This is a genomic window from Mobilicoccus caccae (genome assembly GCF_030161635.1).
In the GTDB taxonomy this organism is placed as follows: Bacteria; Actinomycetota; Actinomycetes; order Actinomycetales; family Dermatophilaceae; genus Mobilicoccus; species Mobilicoccus caccae.
In genome coordinates this window covers 2,918,721-2,935,891 of the sequence record NZ_BSUO01000001.1, presented here as the reverse complement: position 1 = coordinate 2,935,891, position 17,171 = coordinate 2,918,721, and the positions used below count along the sequence as shown (strand labels likewise).

Sequence of the window (17,171 nt, the reverse complement as noted above, 5' to 3'; positions counted from 1 at the left end):
GTCCCCGATGGCGACGTAGCGGCTCCACCCCTGCTCGGGTGGGGTGAGGAAGGAGATCACGGGAGTCGCCAGTCGATCGGGTCGGCGCCCTGCTCGCGCAGGAGGGCGTCGGCGCGGCTGAAGGGGCGGGAACCGAAGAACCCGCTACTCGCCGACAGGGGAGAGGGGTGAGCACTCTCCACGCGCGGCATGCCTCCCAACGCCGGTGCGAGCGAGCGGGCGTCGCGTCCCCACAGGATCGCCACCAACGGCTGTCCGGACTCGTGCGCCCGCGCCAGGGCGTCGATGGCGCAGGAGGTGACCTTTTCCCATCCCTTCCCGCGATGGCTGGCCGACGCGCCGGGGCGCACCGTGAGGACGCGGTTGAGCAGCATGATGCCGCTGTCGGCCCACGGGGAGAGGTCGCCGGTGCTCGGGGCGGGGATCCCGAGGTCGGACTGCATCTCCTTGTAGATGTTGACCAGGCTGCGCGGGATCGGGGAGACGTCGGGGGCCACCGAGAACGACAGGCCGACAGCGTGACCGGGGGTGGGGTAGGGGTCCTGGCCGACGATGAGCACCCGCACCGCGTCCAGCGGCCGCTCGAAGGCGCGCAGCACGTGCGCGCCCGCCGGCAGGTACGGACGTCCCGCCGCCAGTTCGGCACGCAGGAACTCCCCGAGTCGGGTGATGTCCTCCTCGACCGGGGCGAGGGCCTTCGCCCAGGTGGGGTGCACGAGTTCGGACAGCGGGGCGGGCATGGGGCCGACGATATCGGGACGATGCGGCGGGCGCGCGGCGCCTCCTGTCCCGGTGGACTCGCGGGGCCGGACGCGGCGACCTCGCGGGAGACAGAGCGGCGCGACGCGCCTGGAGGTCGAGGGGTGGCGGTGAATGACATCGCTGTCGTTTGCTGGCACGATGGCAGCCGGTGCCCCGACCGGGGGCCGACGTCGGGGGCGTTGCCTGCTCCCGACGGTGAGCGAAGGAGGACGCATGCAGGACAGGGCGACGGCGACCGCACCGGAGCAGGCCCAGCTCAGCGACCTCGAGTGCCGCATCCTCGCCTTCGAGCGCCAGTGGTGGAAGTACCCCGGCGCCAAGGAGCAGAGCATCAAGGAGCTGTTCGACATGACCTCGACGCGCTACTACCAGATGCTCAACACCCTCATCGACGACCCGACGGCGCTCGCACACGACCCGATGTTGGTCAAGCGCCTGCGCCGGATGCGCAGCTCCCGCCAGCGCGCCCGCAGCGCGCGACGCCTGGGTAGCTGACCGCAACCCACCCACACGCCGAGACCGCCGCCTATAGCCGGCGGTCTCGGCGTTTGCACTCACCCCACCCGAGTGCTAATCATGGGGTTAGCACTCTCGGCCTGTGAGTGACAGAATCGTGCCGTTCCGGCGGCGTGTCATCGCATGGGTCGGGACGCATCCGATCGACCGGTACCGATGAGGGTTCACCCGGACGCGCGAACGGCGTGCCGACGGGGGGACTCGTCCGTCGCGGGCATCGCCCGGTCTTCGTCAACCGCAACGTGTGGGAGGAACCACCGCACATGGCCAAGATCATCGCTTTCGACGAAGAGGCACGCCGCGGTCTCGAGCGGGGAATGAACCAGCTCGCCGACGCCGTCAAGGTCACGCTCGGCCCGAAGGGTCGCAACGTCGTCCTCGAGAAGAAGTGGGGCGCCCCCACGATCACCAACGACGGTGTGTCCATCGCCAAGGAGATCGAGCTCGAGGACCCCTACGAGAAGATCGGCGCGGAGCTCGTCAAGGAGGTCGCGAAGAAGACCGACGACGTCGCCGGTGACGGCACGACGACGGCGACCGTCCTCGCCCAGGCTCTCGTCAAGGAAGGCCTGCGCAACGTCGCGGCCGGCGCGAACCCCATGTCGCTCAAGCGCGGCATCGAGAAGGCCGCCACGGCGGTCACCGACCAACTCCTGGCGATGGCCAAGGACATCGAGACCAAGGAGCAGATCGCCGCGACCGCGTCGATCTCCGCCGCCGACAACCAGATCGGCGAGATGATCGCCGAGGCCATGGACAAGGTCGGCAAGGAAGGCGTCATCACCGTCGAGGAGTCCAACACCTTCGGGCTGGACCTCGAACTCACCGAGGGTATGCGCTTCGACAAGGGCTACATCTCGGCGTACTTCGTCACCGACACCGAGCGCATGGAGTCCGTCCTCGAGGACGCGTACGTGCTCATCGTCAACAGCAAGATCGGCTCCATCAAGGACCTGATCCCGCTGCTCGACAAGACCAAGCAGGCCGGCAAGCCGCTGCTGATCGTGGCCGAGGACGTCGAGGGCGAGGCCCTGGCGACCCTGGTGCTCAACCAGATCCGCCGCATCATCAACGTCGTGGCCGTCAAGGCTCCCGGCTTCGGTGACCGCCGCAAGGCCATGCTGGGCGACATCGCCATCCTCACCGGTGGCCAGGTCATCTCCGAGGAGGTCGGCCTCAAGCTCGACTCCGCGGAGCTCGACATGCTCGGCACCGCCCGCAAGGTCGTCGTCACCAAGGACGAGACGACGATCGTCGAGGGCGGCGGCGACGCCGACGCGATCCAGGGTCGGGTCAACCAGATCCGCGCCGAGATCGACAAGAGCGACTCCGACTACGACCGTGAGAAGCTCCAGGAGCGTCTCGCCAAGCTCGCCGGTGGCGTCGCCGTCATCAAGGCGGGCGCGGCCACGGAGGTCGAGCTCAAGGAGCGCAAGCACCGCATCGAGGACGCCGTCCGCAACGCGAAGGCCGCCGTCGAGGAGGGCATCGTCGCCGGTGGTGGCGTCGCGCTCATCCAGGCCGGCGCGAAGGCGTTCGCGGGTCTCGACCTCGAGGGTGACGAGGCCACGGGTGCGAACATCGTCAAGGTCGCCATCGAGGCCCCGCTCAAGCAGATCGCGATCAACGCCGGTCTCGAGGGTGGAGTCGTGGCCGAGAAGGTGCGCGGTCTCGAGGACGGTCACGGCCTCAACGCCGCGACCGGCGAGTACGTCGACCTCATCGCTGCGGGCATCATCGACCCGGCCAAGGTGACGCGTTCGGCGCTGCAGAACGCGGCCTCCATCGCGGCCCTGTTCCTCACCACCGAGGCGGTCATCGCGGACAAGCCCGAGAAGGCTGCTCCCGCGATGCCGGGTGGCGACGACATGGGCGGCATGGGCGGCATGGGCTTCTGACGTATCCCGAACCGCAGGTTGAGGGCCTTGGCGCGTAGCGCCCGGGCCCTCGGCCGTAGGAGAGGGGAGGAAGAAGCCAGAACGACAGGGGCTTCTGATCCCAGCTGTCGGTACGACGACACAGACGAAGGGCCGGGAGGATGTTCCTCCCGGCCCTTCGTGTCGTCGGCGTGGTTGCGACGGGCGAACTCGTGTCAGCCGTTGGTCAGCTTGGAGAGCGTCGGGTCGCCTGCGTACGCCTCCTTGACGTTCTCCTTGGTGACGATCATCGGCTCGAGGAGGTTGGCCGGGACGACCTTGACACCGTTGTTGTACTGCTGGGTGTCGTTGACCTCGGGCTGCTGACCGGCCTGGAGGGCCTTGATCATGCCGACGGTGGCCTTGACGAGGTTGCGGGTGTCCTTGTTGATCGTCGAGTACTGCTCACCGGCGACGATCGACTTGACGGACTCGACCTCGGAGTCCTGACCGGTGACGACCGGGACGTCCTTGCCGGCCTGCTTGACCGAGGTGATGATCGCGCGGGCGAGGGTGTCGTTCGGCGACAGGACGCCGTCGAGCTCGGCCGAGGAGTAGCTGCCGGCGAGCAGGGTGTCCATGCGCTTCTGGGCGTTCTCGGCCTTCCACCCCTGCGTGACGGCCTGGGTGAAGTCCGTCTGACCGGAGGCCACCTTGAGCGTGCCGTCGTCGAGCTTCGGCTTGAGGATGTTCATCGCGCCGTCGAAGAACACCTTGGCGTTGGCGTCGTCGGGGGATCCGGCGAACAGCTCGATGTTGTACGGGCCGTTCGGCTTCTTGGCCTTCATGCCGTCGAGGAGGGCCTGGCCCTGCAGCTGGCCGACCTTGTAGTTGTCGTAGGCCACGTAGTAGTCGACGGCCTCGGTGTTCTTGATGAGGCGGTCGTAGGCGATGACGGTGGCGCCGGCGTCCTTGGCCGCCTGCACCTGGGAGGAGATCTGCCCGCCGTCGATGGCGCCGACGACGATGACCTTGGCACCCTTGGTGACCATCGACTGGATCTGGTTCTGCTGCTCGGAGACGCCGTTGTTGGCGAACTGGACGTCGGCCTGGAAGCCGGCGGCCTTGAGGTCCTCGTTGAACAGGCTCTCCGCGAGCACCCAGTTCTCCGACGTCTTCTGCGGGAGGGCGACGCCGATGAGGGCGTTCCCCTCGAACCCGCCACCCGCGGCGCCGGTGCCGCCACCGGTGGCTCCGGGCTGGCCCCCGCCACCGTTGCCAGGGTTCTCCTCCGCGCGGCCGCAGCCGGCGAGTGCGAGGGCTGAGGCCGCCGTCAGGGCGACGGCCATCGTGGTGATCCTGCGCATGTCGTTCTCTTTCTCTTCGGGCGGGACGGTCAGTGATTGTCGTCGACGACCGACTGGATGTCGGGCGTGGTTCGGGGGTCGTGTCGGAGTTGCGTCCGGTGGTCACGGAATTCGAGGTGCCGTCGGCCGTCTGCGGGGCCCTGGGATTGTCGGAGCGGGCCGCCGATGATCCGTTCGTGGCCGGCGTCGTGGGCTCCTGGCCCTCGGCGATGGCAGGCCGCCGTCCCATGAGGTTGCCGATGAGTGAAGGGCGGCCCTGGGACTTCTGGAAGACGTCGAACGCGACGGCGACCAGGAGCACGAGGCCCTTGATGATGGCGGTGTCGTCGGCGCCGACGCCGAGCAGCTGCATCCCGCTGTTGAGCACGGCCATGACGAGTCCACCGATGATGGATCCGACGACCGTGCCGACGCCGCCGCTGACGGCCGCGCCACCGATGAAGACGGCGGCGATGGCGTCGAGCTCCCAGCCGGTGCCGTCGAACGGGCCGGAGGCGGTGGACCGGGCGACGAAGATCATGCCGGCGAGGGCGGCGAGGATCGACATGTTCATCATGACGAGGAAGTCGATGCCCTTGCTGTTGACGCCGGAGAGCCGGGCCGCGCTGCGGTTGCCACCGACCGCGTAGACGTGACGGCCGAGCACGGTGCGGGAGCTGACGAAGCTGTAGATGACGACGAGCAGCCCCAGGATGATGCCGGAGACGGGGAAGGAGGTGCCGCGCCGGCCGGACGCGAACAGCAGGGTGACGGCGAGCAGCGGGCCACAGATGAGGAGCAGACGCACGGCCAGCGTCCAGGCCGGCTGCAGGTCGGCGCCGATCTTCTTCTGGTTGATGCGGTTGCGCACCGCGCCGAACACGATGGCGGCGATGAGCAGGAACCCGAGGATCAGTGTGGGGTTGTTGTAGCCGGTCACCGGTCCGAACTCAGGGAGATATCCGCGGCCGATCTGCTGGAACTCGTTCGGCACGGGAACGGTGAGGGACTGGCCGATCTTCTGGTTGACGCCGCGGAAGATCAGCATGCCCGCCAGCGTCGTGATGAACGCCGGAATGCCGACGTAGGCGACCCAGAATCCCTGCCAGGCGCCGATCAGCGCACCGATGCCGAGGCCGAGCAGGATGCCCGCCCACCACGGAATGCCCCAGTCCCGCATGGCGATCGCCACGCAGATGCCGACCGCGGCGGCGACCGACCCGACCGAGAGGTCGATGTGCCCGGCGATGATGACGAGCACCATGCCGATGGCGAGCACGAGGATGTAGGAGTTGCCCTGGAACAGGTTGATGACGTTGGTCGGCGTCAACAACAGGCCGTCGGTCATCACCTGGAACAGGACGATGAGTGCGATGAGGGCGAAGATCATCCCGAACTGGCGGGTGTCGTTGCCGAAGATGGCCTTGAGGTGCTTCATGGTCGGCGAGGCTTTCTTGCTCGGAAGTTCGGGGTCATCGGGCCGAGGTGGCGGTCTGCGACGTCGTGGTCATGAGGCGCATGAGGTTCTCCTGTGTCGCCTCGGCCCTGGTGAGCTCGCCGGTGATGCGGCCCTCACAGATGGTGTAGATGCGGTCCGACAGCCCGAGCAGCTCGGGCAGTTCGGAGGAGACGACGACGATGCCCTTGCCGGCATCGGCGAGTTGCTGGATGACGCCGTAGATCTCGTACTTGGCGCCGACGTCGATCCCGCGGGTCGGTTCGTCGAGGATGAGCAGTTCGGGCTCGGCGAAGAGCCACTTGGCGAGGACGACCTTCTGCTGGTTGCCGCCGGACAGCTTGGCCACGCCCTCCTCGACCGAGGGGGTCTTGGTGCGCAACGACCTGCGGTACTGCTCGGCGGCGGCGAACTCCTTGGCACGGTCGACGACGAGGGCCTTGGAGATCTTGCGCAGCCGGGCCGAGGAGGTGGTCGTCTTGATGTCGTCGAGGAGGTTGAGCCCCAGGGTCTTGCGGTCCTCGGTCACGTACCCGATGCCGGCGGAGATGGCCTGCGAGACGTTCTTGAGGCGGAGTTCCTTGCCGTTCATGATCAGCCGGCCACCACGCAGCGTGCCGTAGGAGCGGCCGAAGATCGAGCGCATGAGCTCGGTGCGTCCGGCGCCCATGAGCCCGGCGAACCCGACGATCTCACCGCGGCGCACGTGGAACGTCGACCCCTTGCACACGAGACGGCCCGGGATGTTGGGGTGCTCGACGGTCCAGTCGTGCACCTCGAAGAACGTCTCGCCGACGTTCGGGGTGTGGTCGGGAAAACGGGAGGTCAGCGAGCGCCCGACCATCGCCTTGATGATGCGGTCCTCGTCGACGTCGCCGATAGCGACGTCGAGGGTCTCGATGGTGCGTCCGTCGCGGATGATCGTCACGGAGTCGGCGACGGCGCGGATCTCGTTCAGCTTGTGGCTGATGATGATCGCGGTGATGCCCCGGTCGCGCAGCTCGCGGATGAGCCCGAGCAGGTGGGCGGAGTCCTCTTCGTTGAGGGCGGCGGTGGGCTCGTCGAGGATGAGCAGCCGGACGTCCTTGCTCAGGGCCTTGGCGATCTCGACGAGCTGCTGCTTGCCGACGCCGATGTTCTTGATGGGCGTCTCCGGGTCCTCACGCAGGCCCACGTGGTTCAACAGCTCGATGGCCCGCCGGTTGGTGGCGACCCAGTCGATCGCGCCGCCCTTGGTCATCTCGTTACCGAGGAAGATGTTCTCGGCGATCGACAGCTCGGGGATGAGCGCGAGCTCCTGGTGGATGATGACGATGCCCGCCTTCTCGGAGGCGCGGATGTCCTTGAACTGCACGACGTGGCCGTCGTAGACGATGTCGCCCGCGTACGTGCCGTGCGGGTAGACCCCCGACAGGACCTTCATGAGCGTGGACTTGCCCGCGCCGTTCTCTCCGCAGATCGCGTGGATCTCGCCCTGGCGGACGCTCAGGTTGACGTCCGAGAGTGCCTTGACGCCCGGGAACTCCTTGGTGATCCCGCGCATCTCCAGCACATTCGTCCCACTCGCCATTCGCGTGGCCCCTCCTGGTGTGGCCACGTCGGCGTGGCCTGATTTCACAAAGTGAACGACTAGAGTCGTGTTGCTGTCAAGTACTGAAGGCAAGTGCCGAGGTCGGTCGTCGGTGACGTCGCGCGGTCGTCGTCGAGGGCGTCGGCCCGACCCGCCGGACCCGTGGTCGCGACTTCACCGGTGTGCCACCGGGACCCGCGTGGCGCGGCGGGGAGTCCACGACTCGTCGGAGGCCTCGTGGAGCACCTGTGCGCACGCACCGAGCGCTTCGGCGCGGCCGTCCAAGGACGACATGACGATGTCGGTCGCGCCGGCGACGACCGGGCTCGACCAGCGCGCCAAGCCCCGCTTCACGCTGTCGACGAGCAGATCGCCGAGCGGGATGACGGGACCGCCGAGGACGATCATCCGCGGACCGAGAAGGTTGGCGACGCCCCCGAGGACGCGGCCGATGGCCAGTCCGGCGTCCTCGACGATGCGCAACGTAGCCGGGTCTCCCGCGTGGGCCAGGCGGATGAGGTCGTCGATCGTCGGCTCCGGACCGGCGTCGCCCGGCCTCATGAGGTCGAGCATCGTGCTCACCGAGGCCACCGTCTCGAGGCATCCGCGGCTGCCGCAGCGGCACACCGGGCCGTACTCGGTGACCCCGACGTGCCCCAGCTCGCCGGTGATGCCGATGTGCCCGCGATGCAAGCGCCCACCCATGACGAGGCCGGCGCCGATGCCCGACCCGATCTTGACGAAGACGAGGTTCTCGCCTCCGCTGCGTTCCTCCAGGTCGGAGACTCCGTGCTCGCCCCACCAGATCTCGGCGATCGCACCGAGATTGGCGTCGTTCTCGACGTGGACCGGGAGGCCGAGCTGCGTGGTCAGGTGGTCCTCCAGGGGCAGCCCGACCCATTCGGGCAGGATCACGCCGTGCGCGATCTGGCCGGTGCGTTCGTCGATGGGGCCGGGGATCCCGACGCCGCACCCGATGATGTCCGCGCGGTCGAGGTCGGCCTCGACGAGGAGTTCGTCCAGCATCGTCGAGGCGCAGGCGATCGTGTCCTCGGCGAGGTGGCCGACCGGCAGGGGGCGGACGCGCTCGCCGAGGATCTGCCGGGCGGGAGTGCACGCGAGGACGCGCAGGTGGCGGCGTCCGATGTCGATGCCGACGGCGAACCGGTCCCCGGCTCGGCGCGACAGACTGACCAGCACCGCCCGCCGCCCGGAGCTCGTGGTCGTCTCGGTCTCGACGACCCCCTCGGACAGCAGCAGGCGGACGAGGTTGGACACGGTGGCGGCGGACAGGCCGGTGCCTCGGGACAGGTCGGCCTGGGTCGAGGGTCCGTGATCGCGCAGGGCGCGGACCAAGCGGGACCGATTCGCGGCACGGAGTGCGCGCTGTGACCCACTGCCCCTGACACGGCGGTCGGCGGCGGGGGCATTCATTTCGTCATCATGCGCTCGCGCCGCGTTGGCGTCAATAAGTGAAGGCAATGGACTTCAAATGGTCGTGGCGACGTGGCCCGGATCCGTGCGCCGATCCGAGGTCCGCGGTGGCAGGATGACCGTCTGCCGGAAGGAGGCGCCGATGATCCTCGTGGACCCACCCGCGTGGGAGGCCCGCGGGCGCGTGTGGAGTCACGTCGCCTCGGACACCTCCTACGCGGAACTGCACGAGTTCGCCGCGCGCGTCGGCCTGCACCCGCTCAGTTACGACGGCGACCACTACGACGTGCCGAGCGAACGGTACGAGGAGGTCCTCGCCGCCGGCGCCGTGCCCAGTTCGGCGCGGGAGATCCTCAGCCGCGTGCACGCGGCGGGGCTGCGCTTTCGCAAGAGGCGGGGAGAGCGGCCCCTCGCGGCGATCCCCGACGGCCTGCCCTACCTGCCGGTGAGCCACCGCCTCGACCTCATCGCCTCCGACCGTGAGCCCCCAGAGGAGACGACGGTGGCGGCGGTGACGTTCGTCGCCGACGAGCGGGGCCGCACCCTGCTGATCCGGTCGACGCACCGCGACTCCTGGGAGGGGCCGGGCGGCTGGCGCGAACCCGGAGAGCCGGTGCGCGACGGAGCCGCCCGCGAGCTACGTGAGGAGTCGGGCATGCAGGTGGCGCCCGGTGACCTGGCGGCATGCGCGTACGAGCGGATCATCCTGCACGAGGAGCTCACGTCGGGTCCGGGCGCGGGGAGGTTGCATCCCGTCAGCCACATCGCGGTGTTCGCGGCGACGGTGGCCGGCAGCGGACCCGCCTCGGCGCACGGGCCGGAGGGTCACGAACTCGGCTGGTTCGGCGGCGACGAGCTCGAGTCCCGGTGTGGGGGCTCGCCGTGGTGGCCGATCCTTGCGAGGTTGCGGCGGGCCGACGGTTCCCACGCCTCGCGGGCCCGGCCCGTCAGGTAGATCCGCTCGCGCCGGGCGAACTCCGCCAGGATGGCGGCCCGACCCTCGGCGAATCGGTCGTCGGGCACGAAGGCGTACTCCCGCCGCACCTGGTCCTCGTACCGCGCGAATCGCTCCGGAGGGGCCGACAGGATCCACAGATCGGCGTCGAGGAAGGCCTCGGTGCGCGCAGCGAGTTCGGGGTCGAGTGGTCCCGCGGGCAGCGCGTGCGTGATGGTCGCCAGGGTGAGGTTCACAACCTCCTCGGTGATCTCTGCGGGGACACCCGCGCCGTCCAGGACCTCGCGGGCCAGCTCGGCGCTGGCGCGCTCGTTGTCCCCGGCGGCGGCACGCGGGTCGTAGACGGCGTCGTGCGCCCACGCGGCGAGTTCGAGACTCGGATGCAGCGGGGTGCCGGTGAGGAAGCGCAACGCCGCCAGCAGCTCCGCCACGTGTTCGCGGGTGTGGTAGCTGCGCCACGGCTCGTCGTAGCGGCCGGCGAGAGCGGCCACGGCCTGTGTCATGAATCCGCTCATGACCGCAGCGTAGGCCTGCCGCGGGTGTGCACGCCGCAGGGCGGGGAGGGGTGTTCGTCGTGGTGGTATCGGACGTCCCCCGAGGGGCTCTCGCGGAGCGAAGAACAACACGAACGACATCGATCACGTCCTCGTCGGTGCGCTGAGCTTCTGACCTGCGGAGATCCTCGTCGACGTGTCCTCGATGTTGTTCGTGTTGTTCTTCAACTCGTGAGCCTTCCCGTTGGGCGTCCGCCCACCCGATGGTTCGGGGGGATGCCGGTGGGCCTGAGGCGTTCTTCGCCGGTGGTGGGACCCGAGATCCCCGCCGCCGGTCGAGACCGCCACGAAGCGTGCATCGTGGGGCCGTTACGGTGTCCTGCGTGATGCCTCCCCGTGACAAGGCTCTGGCCTGTGTCGTCGCCGTCATCTGGGGTGTGAACTTCGTGGCGGCCCAGATCGGGATGGAGACCTTTCCGCCACTGCTTCTCGCGGCTCTGCGCTTCGCCCTCGTCGCCCTCCCCGCGGTCCTCTTCATCAAACCGCCGGGCAACGGGATCAAGACCGTCGTCGCTGCCGGGGCCACGATGGGTCTCTTGCAGTTCGCGCTGTTGTACACGGCCATGAACTTCGGGATGCCCGCCGGACTCGCGTCGCTGGTGCTGCAGGTGCAGACGGTGTTCACGGTCGTCATCGCGGCCGTGATCCTGCGGGAGCGTCCGACGACCTACCAGGTGGTCGGCATCGCGATCGGCCTGGCGGGGATGGCGCTGGTCGGGTGGAAGCACATGGCCGAAGCGCCGGCGTTGCCGTTCCTCATGACGATCGGGGCGGCGGCGTCGTGGGCACTGGGCAACGTCGTGGTCCGCAGACGGCCTCCGCGGGATGGCTTCTCGCTCGTGGTGTGGTCGGCGCTCGTCCCGCCGATCCCGCTCTTCGGCCTCTCGGTCCTCCTCGAGGGGTGGCCGGCGATCACCCAGGCCATGACGCACATGAGCCTGCGGTCCGTCCTCGGACTGGCCTTCATCACCTACCTGGCCTCGATGGCGGGGTACGGGATCTGGAACCTGCTGCTCAGCCGTCATGCCGCCTCGTCGGTCGCGCCCTGGTCGATGCTCGTCCCCCCACTCGGCATGGTGGCGGCGTTCTTCTACAGCGGCGAGCAGCCGGGCGTCCTCGGGGTCATCGGCGGCGCCATCGTCATCGTCGGCGTCCTCATGGCGCTGGGCGTCGGGAAGGGCTGGACGGATCGCCCCTCCGGACGCCCGGCGATCGAACCCCCAGGCCTGTGAGCACACCTCATCCCACCCGAGACAGCAGGAGAAGTCTCGGACAGTAGCGCCTGCCCTACGGTTTCGTCCTCACCTACTGTCCGAGGTGGAAGGTGGGCGAGCGTTTCCCTTTCCCTCACCATCACGAAGGCCGCCCGCGGTATCCGCGGGCGGCCTTCACGATGAGGCGGAGATCGGTCAGTTGCGCTCGGCGAGGTTGACCTGGATGTCCTGGCGCTGACCGTCGCGCAGGATCGTCAGCTTGGTGGGCGTACCCACGGTCCGGGCCCGCACCTGCGCGGTGAGGGACAGGGAGGAATCCACCGGGGTGCCGTCGATCGCGATGACGGCGTCGCCGTCGCGCAGACCGCCGGCGGCGGCGGGGGTTCCGGTCTCGACGGAGGCGATTCCGGCGGCACGACGCTTGGTCTGACCCTCGGTGGCGATGGCGTCGGTCAGACGCACGCCGAGGTAGGGGTGCTTGACCTTGCCGGACTCCATGAGCTGCTTGGCCACCGCCTGAGCCTCGGTGACGGGGATGGCGAACCCGATGCCGATGTTGCCCGACTGCTGGCTGAGCGAGGCGATCGAGGAGTTGATGCCGACCAACTTGCCCGAGGCGTCCACCAGGGCACCACCGGAGTTGCCGGGGTTGATGGCGGCGCTGGTCTGGATGGCGTTGGTGACCACGAGTTCACCCTGCTGCTGCCCGCCGAAGGGGTTCTGCCCCTGCGACTCCTGGGTGGTGCTCACCGGTCGGTTGAGCGCGCTGACGATACCGGTGGTCACGGTGCCCGACAGGCCGAGCGGGTTACCGATGGCCATGACCGGCTGACCCACCTTGAGCTGACGGTCGTCGCCGGCGGAGATCGGACGCAGATCCTCCGGAGCGCCCTGGAGGGACAGGACGGCGAGGTCGGTGGCGGCGTCGCTCCCGTCGATCTTGGCCTCGAAGACCCGCTTGTCGGCGAGGGTCACGAGGATCGTCCCCCCGTTGCCGGCCGCGGCGACGACATGGTGGTTGGTGAGCACGTGGCCCTCGCTGTCGAAGACGACCCCGGATCCCTCACCGCCCGAACGGCCCGATGCGACGGCGATCGACACGACGCTGGGAGACACCGCGGCCGCCGTGGCCGACCAGTCGGGCGCCGAGGCATCCGCCTGCTCGACGGGCGCGCGCGGGGCGTCGGCGCCCTGCGGCAGGCCGCTGTTCTGGGAGAAGTCCGAGGTCTGGACCCCGGATCGCAGGGTCATCATCGCCGCCGTTCCGAGGAGGGCGATGACCAGGACCATGACGGCGAGAACGACCCACACGCCCCGGCGCCGCTTGCGCGGCGGCTTCTGCTGTTGCGGCGACTCCCACACGGGTGCCTGGCCCGAAGCGGGGCCATGCGGCTCGCTGTGCCAGGTCGGCTCCGGGGAGCCGTGGGGGAGTTCGGGGTGCTGCTCATGGCATCTCCTCGGACAGGTCATCAGGGGTCTGTGCGGAACGGGGAGGTCGAGGACGAACGTGGCGCCGCCGCCGGGTGTGGGCGCGACTCCCGTCCGTCCTCCGTGGGCCTGGGCGATGGCGGCGACGATGGCCAGGCCGAGACCGTGACCACCGGTGGCCTGTCGACCACGGGCGGGATCGGTTCGGTAGAACCGCTCGAACAGGTGAGGCATGGCCTCGGGGGCGACGCCGGGGCCATTGTCGGCGACCTCGACGCGACACCGGTCGTCCTCGGTGCCGACCGACACGGTGATCGACGTGCCCGCAGGGGTGTGCTGCAGCGCGTTGGCGACGAGGTTGGTGACGACCTGACGCAGTCGGGCATCATCGCCGTCCACGGTCGCCGGCCCGAGGCGCTGCCCGGCCAGGCCGGTCAGGCGCAGCGTGTGCGTGGTGTCGCGGGCGCGGGCGTCCTGCACGACGTCGCCGGCGATGACGGTGAGGTCGATCGGCTCCATCTGCATGGGACGCCGGTTGTCGAGCCGGGCGAGGGTGAGCAGGTCTTCCACCAGCCCACTCATGCGGGTGGCCTCGCCCTCGATGCGCTGCATCGAACTACCGACGTCCTCGGGAGAGGTGGTCGCGCCCTGCCGGTAGAGCTCGGCGTACCCGCGGATCGTGGCCAGGGGGTGCGCAGCTCGTGGCTGGCGTCGGTGACGAATCGGCGCATGCGGGCCTCGGAGGCCTGGCGGGCCGTGAACGAACTCTCGATCTGGCTGAGCATCACGTTGATCGACTGCGACAGGCTGCCGACCTCGTCGTGAGCCCTGTGGTCGGGCACGCGTCGGCTGAGGTCTCCTGCGGCGATGGCCGCGGCGGTGTCCTCGATGTGGCGCAGGGGCCGGAACGCCCGCCGGAACCCGAGCCATCCGATGACGAGGCAGGCCGTCACCACCACGCCTCCGATGACGGTGCTGACCAGCAGCATCCGCGAGACGGTCTCCTCGACGCCGTCGAGGGAGGACGCCACCGCGTACGTGCCGGTCTCGTTGCGCAGCGAGCCGGCGAGGACACGCCACTCCCCGTCGCCCTCGACCGAACCGACCGTGAAGGTGCTGCCGGTGAGGATGCGGGGATCGTCGCGGGACAACGGTGGGACGGCCGGCTGGTCGCTGCCGCGCGGGGTGACGATGAGTTCGGGTGTGCCGTCCGCGCGCATGACGACCACGGCGTAGCTGCGCGGCATCTCGTCGACCCGGGTCGTGTACCGGTACTGCTCGAGGACCGACCCCGCGATCGGCGCCGCCGCGAACTGCAACTCGGCGTCGGTGCGGTCGAGCAGGTACGAGCGCATCAGCATGGTGGTGACCGCGTTCGACAGCAGCAGTGCCAGCACGAGCAGCACGACGAGGACGGCGATGAGTCGCCAGGTCAGGGACCAGCGTCGGAAGATGTCGGTGAACCGCGTTCGCGCGCTCCCGGCCGCCCCGGCCGCACGGCGACCCAACTGGGCCGGGCTCATACCGTCTCGGGCGGGAGCCGCAGCACGTATCCGACGCCGCGGCGGGTGTGGATGAGGGCCGGCGCGTCGGGCTGGTCGATCTTGCGGCGCAGGTAGGAGATGTAGGACTCGACGATGCCCGCCTCGCCGCGGAAGTCGTAGTCCCAGACGTGGTCGAGGATCTGCGCCTTGGACAGGACCCGGTTGGGGTTGAGCAGCAGGTAGCGCAGGAGCTTGAACTCGGTGGGGGAGACGTCGATGACGCGGGTGCCGCGGCGGACCTCGTGGGAGTCCTCGTTGAGTTCGAGGTCGTGGAAGCGGAGGACGGCGTCCTCGGTCTGCTCGCCCCGGGTGCGGCGCAGCACGGCCCGGATGCGGGCGATGACCTCCTCCAGACTGAACGGCTTGGTGACGTAGTCGTCGCCGCCGACGGTCAGACCGGTCACCTTGTCCTCCACCGAGTCCCGCGCGGTGACGAAGACGACGGGCATGTGCCGGCCGTTCTCCCGCAGGCGCTGGGTGACGGCGAATCCGTCCATGTCGGGGAGCATCACGTCGAGCACGATGAGGTCGGGCTGCTCGGCGGAGGCCACCGTGATGGCGGTGGCGCCGTCGGCGGCCGTCACGACCTCGAACCCGGCGAACCGGAGCGAGGTGGCGAGGAGTTCACGGATGTTCGGCTCGTCCTCGACGACGAGGAGCCGCGCTTCTGGGGACGATGACGGAGTGCTCACCCGACAAGCATGCGCGGGTTGTCTGTAAGTTCGCTGAATGCTTGCGGGATGTGTGCCGTGGCCTGTGGACGAGCGGGGGCGCGGGAGGGGACGACGATGCCGCCGCCACCCCGGAGGGCGACGGCGGCATCGGTCTGCGGCAGTGGGGGTCAGGGCTTCCAGGTGACGGGGAAGACCTTCTTCTCGTTCGGCAGCGGAGTGCCCGCGCAGGTGAGGTCCCGCGTGAGCATCGTGCCCTTGGTCAGGTAGGCGTTGACGGCCTTGTCGACGCAGGGGTTCATGGCGAGGTAGCCGCCGTGGCCGCCGGCTCCGGCGACCGTGATCATCCGGGTGCTCGCGTTGGCCGCGTGGGCCTTGCGGGCGCCTTCGATGGGGGTGGCGGGGTCGAACTCGGTCTGGACCATGAGCTTGACCGGCCCGCGGGTGCCGTCGATCTTGGGTGCGGCGGCGGGCTTGTACGGCCAGTAGGCGCAGCCGGCCATGACCATGTCGTGCATCCCGGCCACGAGCGGGTAGCGAGCGATGTTGCCGCGGAACTCCCGCTCGTAGGAGGCCGGGGTGCGCGTGTAGGGGGTGTCGTTGCAGAGGATGGCGGTGCGCACCGTCAGCGCCGAGGCGTCGGCGTCGTCGCCCATGGCCTCGAGGAACTCCTTGGGGATGGCCGGGTCGGTCTTGCCGTTCTTGCGCAGCGCGGCGTCGGTGCCGGCGATGAACTGGGCGGCGAGCGGGAAGGACTCGTCGTTGTACATGAGCATCATGACGATGGCGTCGACGTCGTCGGCGCGCATGCCGGTGACCTTGCCCTTGCCGGCAGCCGCACGGACGCGCTCGTAGGCGGCCTTGGTCTGCTTGGTGGTGCTGCCCGCCTTGAACTCCTTGTTCTGGCGCGCCATCCACGGCAGGAACTGACCTTCGAAGCGGCGCTGGAAGCCCATCGGGAACGCGGCGAAGCTGGTGCGCCAGTCGGCGGTGAACTCCGTGTTGGCGTCGAGGACGACGCGCTCGAGGGAGTTGGGGTAGCGCTGCGCGTACCAGGCGCCCATCCACGACCCGCCGGAGACGCCGTACCAGTCGGCCTTGACCGTGCGTCCGGCCAGCAACTGGCGGACGAGGTCGTGGTCGGAGACGGTGTTCAGCGTGGTGATGTGGGGCAGGTAGGCGTCGTACTTCTTGACGCAGCCCGCCACGAAGTTCTTGAGGTTGGTGCGCGCCTCGTTGCGCACCTTGGAGGTGAGGACGCGGGAGTCGCTGACGCCCAGGGCCTTGGGCGGGCAGTTGAGCGCCGTGCTGCCGCCGGTGCCGCGAGGGTCGACGCCGACGATGTCGTGCGTCTTGCGGAGCGCCGTGGCGGTGGCCGCGACGGACACCGCCATCGGGCCGGCCGCGCCACCGGGGCCGCCGGGGTTGACGAACAGGACGCGCGCCTTCGCCTTCTTGGTCGGCGTGGTCGACCGGACGCGGCTGAAGTGCAGGTCCATCGAGCCCTTGGACAGGTCGCTCCACGACAAGGGGGTCTTGACCGTGGCGCACTCGACGACGACCTTCGGCGTGATCTCCTTGACGGCGACCTTGGCCGCCAGGGTCGCCTTGGTGCAGTTCTTCGCGCTCCAGCGCACCTTCTGCGCGCGGTACTGCGTCATGGTCATCGAGGTCTTGGGACGCGTCGGCCCCGGAGCGGCGGAGAGGCCGCGAATCTGTGCGTTGACCTGGGCAGGGAGGCCGGGCGCGGGCCTCGGGTCGACAGGTGTCAGCTCGGCGGCGAACGCCACCGGCGAGAAGGCGAGAGGAGCCACGACGGCGACTCCCAGGGCGAACCCGGCTTGACGGAACAATGCGATCCCCCG

General features: G+C 69.3%; 12 protein-coding genes and 1 pseudogene. 4 read left to right on the top strand and 9 right to left on the bottom strand.

Features of this window, described 5'->3' with window-relative positions; genetic code table 11:
* Window positions 1–56: 56 nt before the first annotated feature.
* Window positions 57–740: a uracil-DNA glycosylase gene (locus QQK49_RS14375; protein WP_284304526.1), complete on the bottom strand. Its 684-nt coding sequence runs from the start codon at window positions 738–740 to the stop codon at window positions 57–59.
* A 235-nt stretch (window positions 741–975) separates the two neighbouring features.
* On the opposite strand from QQK49_RS14375, the gene QQK49_RS14370 reads away from it, so the two are divergent.
* Both QQK49_RS14370 and groL read left to right on the top strand, forming a co-directional pair.
* Complete coding sequence (locus QQK49_RS14370) at window positions 976–1,257, top strand: DUF3263 domain-containing protein (RefSeq protein ID WP_284304525.1); 282 nt, start codon at window positions 976–978, stop codon at window positions 1,255–1,257.
* 284 nt (window positions 1,258–1,541) lie between these two features.
* A complete protein-coding gene (gene groL / locus QQK49_RS14365) occupies window positions 1,542–3,176 on the top strand; it encodes a chaperonin GroEL (RefSeq protein WP_284304524.1) in 1,635 nt (544 codons plus the stop codon).
* 194 nt (window positions 3,177–3,370) lie between these two features.
* On the opposite strand, the gene QQK49_RS14360 is transcribed toward groL, so the two are convergent.
* The 4 genes and pseudogenes from QQK49_RS14360 to QQK49_RS14345 form a co-directional block, all read right to left on the bottom strand.
* On the bottom strand, window positions 3,371–4,501 hold the full coding sequence (locus QQK49_RS14360; RefSeq protein ID WP_284304523.1) for a substrate-binding domain-containing protein: 1,131 nt from the start codon (window positions 4,499–4,501) through the stop codon (window positions 3,371–3,373).
* A gap of 226 nt (window positions 4,502–4,727) precedes the next feature.
* Window positions 4,728–5,918 (bottom strand): annotated as a pseudogene (gene mmsB / locus QQK49_RS14355) (multiple monosaccharide ABC transporter permease); the annotation flags it as partial.
* Between the two features lie 34 nt (window positions 5,919–5,952).
* Entirely contained in the window at window positions 5,953–7,479 is a 1,527-nt protein-coding gene (gene mmsA, locus QQK49_RS14350) for a multiple monosaccharide ABC transporter ATP-binding protein (protein WP_284304522.1), read from the bottom strand.
* A gap of 201 nt (window positions 7,480–7,680) precedes the next feature.
* A complete protein-coding gene (locus QQK49_RS14345) occupies window positions 7,681–8,862 on the bottom strand; it encodes an ROK family transcriptional regulator (protein WP_348536195.1) in 1,182 nt (393 codons plus the stop codon).
* Window positions 8,863–9,082: 220 nt separating this feature from the next.
* Between QQK49_RS14345 and QQK49_RS14340 the strand changes: the two genes are divergently transcribed.
* Both QQK49_RS14340 and QQK49_RS14335 read left to right on the top strand, forming a co-directional pair.
* Window positions 9,083–9,895 (top strand): DUF4031 domain-containing protein, encoded by an 813-nt coding sequence (locus QQK49_RS14340; RefSeq protein ID WP_284304520.1) that lies wholly within the window; start codon window positions 9,083–9,085, stop codon window positions 9,893–9,895.
* Between the two features lie 880 nt (window positions 9,896–10,775).
* Entirely contained in the window at window positions 10,776–11,681 is a 906-nt protein-coding gene (locus QQK49_RS14335) for an EamA family transporter (RefSeq protein ID WP_284305915.1), read from the top strand.
* Between the two features lie 177 nt (window positions 11,682–11,858).
* On the opposite strand, the gene QQK49_RS14330 is transcribed toward QQK49_RS14335, so the two are convergent.
* The 4 genes from QQK49_RS14330 to QQK49_RS14315 all read right to left on the bottom strand — a co-directional run bounded on the left by QQK49_RS14330 (window position 11,859) and on the right by QQK49_RS14315 (window position 17,120).
* Window positions 11,859–13,769, bottom strand: coding sequence for a trypsin-like peptidase domain-containing protein (locus QQK49_RS14330; RefSeq protein ID WP_284305914.1), 1,911 nt, complete (start codon window positions 13,767–13,769; stop codon window positions 11,859–11,861).
* Window positions 13,670–14,614 (bottom strand): HAMP domain-containing protein, encoded by a 945-nt coding sequence (locus QQK49_RS14325; protein ID WP_284304519.1) that lies wholly within the window; start codon window positions 14,612–14,614, stop codon window positions 13,670–13,672. The genes QQK49_RS14330 and QQK49_RS14325 overlap by 100 nt, the downstream gene beginning before the upstream one ends.
* A complete protein-coding gene (locus tag QQK49_RS14320; protein WP_284304518.1) occupies window positions 14,611–15,327 on the bottom strand; it encodes a response regulator transcription factor in 717 nt (238 codons plus the stop codon). Before QQK49_RS14320 ends, QQK49_RS14325 begins: the two co-directional genes overlap by 4 nt.
* Before the next feature lie 149 nt (window positions 15,328–15,476).
* Entirely contained in the window at window positions 15,477–17,120 is a 1,644-nt protein-coding gene (locus tag QQK49_RS14315) for an alpha/beta hydrolase (protein ID WP_284304517.1), read from the bottom strand.
* Between the last annotated feature and the right edge of the window lie 51 nt (window positions 17,121–17,171).